We start from the raw sequence: 3,549 nt of genomic DNA, 5'->3' as shown, positions 1-3,549 counted from the left end.
CCATCGACAACAATTAATGCTTCATTGACTTGTTGAACAGCTTCACTTAATTCTTTAATCGGATTTAAGACCCCCGTCGAAGTTTCACAATATGTTGAGAAAATAGCCTTAATCTCTGGATGTTGTTGTACATAAGATTTAATCGCTTCAGGATCTATAGCTTTGCCCCATTCAACATCTATCCTTTGATAGCTAATGTTGTAAGCTTTGCAAATTGATGTGAAACGATCACCAAAAGCTCCTGTTACAATGACTAACACCACATCTCCTGGTCTTACTACATTCACTACGGCCGCTTCTAAACCTGCAGTACCACTTGCCGTTATAATGGCTACTTCTTGAGATGTACCGAAAATTCTCTTTAATTTAGGGGTAATTCTTTTTAACATATCAGATGTATGTTGCCCTCGGTGACCGATCATAGGTTGACTCATAGCCCGTTGAACACTTGGAGGGATTGGGCTAGGCCCAGGAATTCGTAAGATTTGTTGATCAGCTAACATGTTCATTCTCCTCTCTATTTTGCCAACAAAAAAAGCCCTCCTCCCCTTACTAGTGTAAGGGGCGAAAAGCTTATAACTATCGCGGTACCACCCTTTTTTCGCTACCTCTAGAATTCAAGAGTATAGCCTCATTGGTTAACATGCTTAACGCGCATGAAGCGAATGAGCCTACAAATCGATTCAACTCATCTATTCAGAAGTGCTACTTTAAGTAGAAATCGCTGATTTTCACCAACCATCAGCTCTCTTAAGATTTCATTTCATAAAGCCTTTCTTCATCAACATATTTTCAAAATATTGAATTTTGTTAATAATAACAAACTTAAAATTATTGTCAATACGATTAATTCAATGTAAACGCTTGCTTTAAAAATAAATAGTTGCGGATGATTAAGTCGTAATAAAAAGAGCCATTGCAAGGGTGCACGGCTCTTTGGAATTGATTATATTATTGTGAAATGAGTGTATGCCCACTACATGATGGTTTCCGCCCATTTAGTGCGAGTTTCCGCCCAACTATTGACGATTTACGACCACTCACGCTACTTTTCCGCCCACTCAATGATGTTTCCGACCATTCGCCCCCAGTGGACACGACTCCACTCCATACCAAGATACTTTAATGACTTTCTATTCCAGCTTTTAATAACCCTTTGATAAAGTCCAAATCTTCTGGATAACATATGTCGAGTTGATCTAATTCATCAATCGATTTCCATCCGATATCTAGAATGAACTCATCGGGGTCCTGTATCGTCAATTCCCCGCTCAATACTTTTACTTGAAAATACTGCAGCTCAAATTCGATTTTATATTCTTTATTGAAACCACTTTTATCTTGAAGTTTAGATATGACTTCCACTTTTAAACCAGTCTCTTCCTCAAATTCTCGAACGCAACATTGTTCATACGTTTCGTTATCTTCAAGTCCCCCTGAGGGAACTGTCCATTTAGGTGCTTCATCATGCGCTGCTTGCAATACCATTAATACTTGATTGTCTTCATTGATGCATACACCTGATGCGCCTTTCCACTTGAACATCGAAAACCCACCTTACTCATTTAAATTCATTTTTAGCTTTTCAATCGCCTTTATCACTTGGGAAATATCTTGCTCATCATTCATGCTATTTCGAGCATGTAGTAACACAGGTCGTAAAGACTCGACGGAATGACCGAATTCTTTCATCCAATCATACCTTGGCACCATCCATGTATGAAAGTGATGCGTCGTATCTTCATTATAAAAATAATAGACGGCCTCAATACCTAAAACTTTTCGCTGAGCTTTCCGGATTTTCGTCAGCGTTCGGATATAATCGACCTGCTCTTCTTCCGTTAACTCATCCATACTTTTAAAGTGACGCTTCGATGCGAGGATAACCAATCCTTGAATTGGATAGGCGACGTCTTGATGAGCATGGAAATGCGGTGTTTCATAAATTACTCCCCCTTGAGGTTCAATCAACCCGCTAGTTAGGGCACAACTTAGACACTCAACCTTTATAATTTGGCCATCTGATAGAGTGAGTGTTTTCATATATTCGCCTCCAACTTAGTGTTCATAAATCATTTTGCGTGTCATGCCACCATCGACAACCAGATTGATACCTGTGACAAAATCGTTTTGTGGATCCGTTAAATATAGACAGGCTTTAGCAATGTCCGAAGGCTTCCCTACCCGACCTGATAAATGTTGATCGTGGTCGATATCACGAAGTTCACTATACTCACCTGTTTCAATCCAACCTGGTGAAATTGCATTAACCGTAATGTGATGTTCGGCAAGGGATGCAGCGAGCGCATGTGTAATGGCCACAATGCCACCTTTTGTTGCAGCATAAGCTTCCCAATTTGGTTCGGACATGATGGCTCTTGTTGAGGCCATATTCACAATAGAGCCTCCTCCATCTTGCTTTTTCATATGTACAGCCGCTTCTCGAGAACATAAGAATACACTTCTTAAATTGGTGTTGATGACATCGTCCCACTCAGTAACCGATAATTCAAATAGAGGTTTAAAATCGCTCTTCCCAGCATTATTAATGAGAATATCAATCCGCCCGAATTGAGTAATTGTTTGTTCCATTAAGTTTTTAACATCTTCTTCTTTTCGAACATCCGTTTTTATAAAAACACTTCGTATAAGCTGTTCGCTCACTTCTTTTCCTAAGTCTTCATTCATATCGGCAAGGATTACTTGTGCCCCTTTCGCCACATAAGCTTCTGCAATGCCTCGTCCAATTCCGTGCGCTGCTCCTGTGATAATTACGACCTGTGCATGCTTCAAAGTAAATCCCACCTTTCAAATTTATGTTAACGTGTCCACCATTCGTTAATGACAACAATCGCAATAACCACTCCAAATGCTAATAGATAAAACCATTCTGGTACTCCACTAAACATAACTACACATCCTTTTCTCATTCAAAAAATTCACGCAATGAGCTTGTCTAAATATGATACCATGGTTTTAGTTAAATGAAGGAGGATGAACCATGACACACATACATAGTGATTTACAACGATTTAATCCAGTTACCGTAATAGGTGCGGGAACTATAGGTCTCTCTTGGGCAACTTTGTTTTTAGCTCACGGATTAACCGTGCGATTATTCGATCCAAGAACTGATTTGCAAGAAGTCGTTGATCAACATTTCAAATCTATAGGTTCAACTTTATCGCTACTTGGGCTTCCTTCAAGTGGTTTTGAATCGCGCTTAACAATAGGCTTCGACTTACAACAGGCTGTAACTGGAGCAGCAGTTATTCAAGAAAACGGTCCTGAAAAATTAGAATTGAAACAACAATTGTTCGCTGAAATCGAAAGTTATATTAAACCAAATACATTGTTACTGTCTTCTTCATCAACAATTCCAGCTAGTGATATTTCGGCATCTATGAAAGACAAGAGTCGTATGCTGATTGGCCATCCGTTTAATCCACCACTAGTTATGCCATTAGTTGAAGTGGTGCCAGGAGAGTTTACTTCAACTGAAGCTGTTGAAGATGCGCTGACATTTTATAAAGCGCTTGGCAAAGCTCC

5 protein-coding genes and 1 other annotated feature are annotated in these 3,549 nt (G+C 39.5%); of the genes, 1 reads left to right on the top strand and 4 read right to left on the bottom strand.

Annotation, left to right across the window (positions count from 1 at the left end):
* From WBG45_RS07510 to WBG45_RS07495, 4 genes are all read right to left on the bottom strand, one after another.
* The coding region (locus WBG45_RS07510) for a pyridoxal-phosphate-dependent aminotransferase family protein (RefSeq protein WP_424413395.1) at positions 1–503 on the bottom strand (503 nt) is incomplete at its 3' end.
* Positions 504–557: 54 nt separating this feature from the next.
* Positions 558–794: a binding site (T-box leader), on the bottom strand.
* A 328-nt stretch (positions 795–1,122) separates the two neighbouring features.
* Positions 1,123–1,545 (bottom strand): NUDIX hydrolase, encoded by a 423-nt coding sequence (locus WBG45_RS07505; RefSeq protein WP_424413393.1) that lies wholly within the window; start codon positions 1,543–1,545, stop codon positions 1,123–1,125.
* 12 nt (positions 1,546–1,557) lie between these two features.
* Complete coding sequence (locus WBG45_RS07500; RefSeq protein ID WP_424413391.1) at positions 1,558–2,043, bottom strand: HIT family protein; 486 nt, start codon at positions 2,041–2,043, stop codon at positions 1,558–1,560.
* A 15-nt stretch (positions 2,044–2,058) separates the two neighbouring features.
* A complete protein-coding gene (locus tag WBG45_RS07495) occupies positions 2,059–2,793 on the bottom strand; it encodes an SDR family NAD(P)-dependent oxidoreductase (RefSeq protein WP_424413389.1) in 735 nt (244 codons plus the stop codon).
* Positions 2,794–3,001: 208 nt separating this feature from the next.
* Here WBG45_RS07495 and WBG45_RS07490 point away from each other — a divergent pair.
* Positions 3,002–3,549: 3-hydroxyacyl-CoA dehydrogenase NAD-binding domain-containing protein (locus tag WBG45_RS07490; protein WP_424413387.1), on the top strand; the 548-nt coding region annotated here is incomplete at its 3' end.

Source organism: Paenisporosarcina sp. (assembly GCF_049671445.1).
GTDB lineage: Bacteria > Bacillota > Bacilli > Bacillales_A > Planococcaceae > Paenisporosarcina.
Note: the sequence above shows the minus strand (reverse complement) of the source record. Positions and strands in the feature narration are given on the sequence as shown.

Excerpts from the sequence above, each read along its gene's own strand:
- WBG45_RS07500 (WP_424413391.1), bottom strand. The coding sequence starts at position 2,043 with ATGAAAACACTCACTCTATCAGATGGCCAAATTATAAAGGTTGAGTGT.
- WBG45_RS07505 (WP_424413393.1), bottom strand. The coding sequence starts at position 1,545 with ATGTTCAAGTGGAAAGGCGCATCAGGTGTATGCATCAATGAAGACAAT.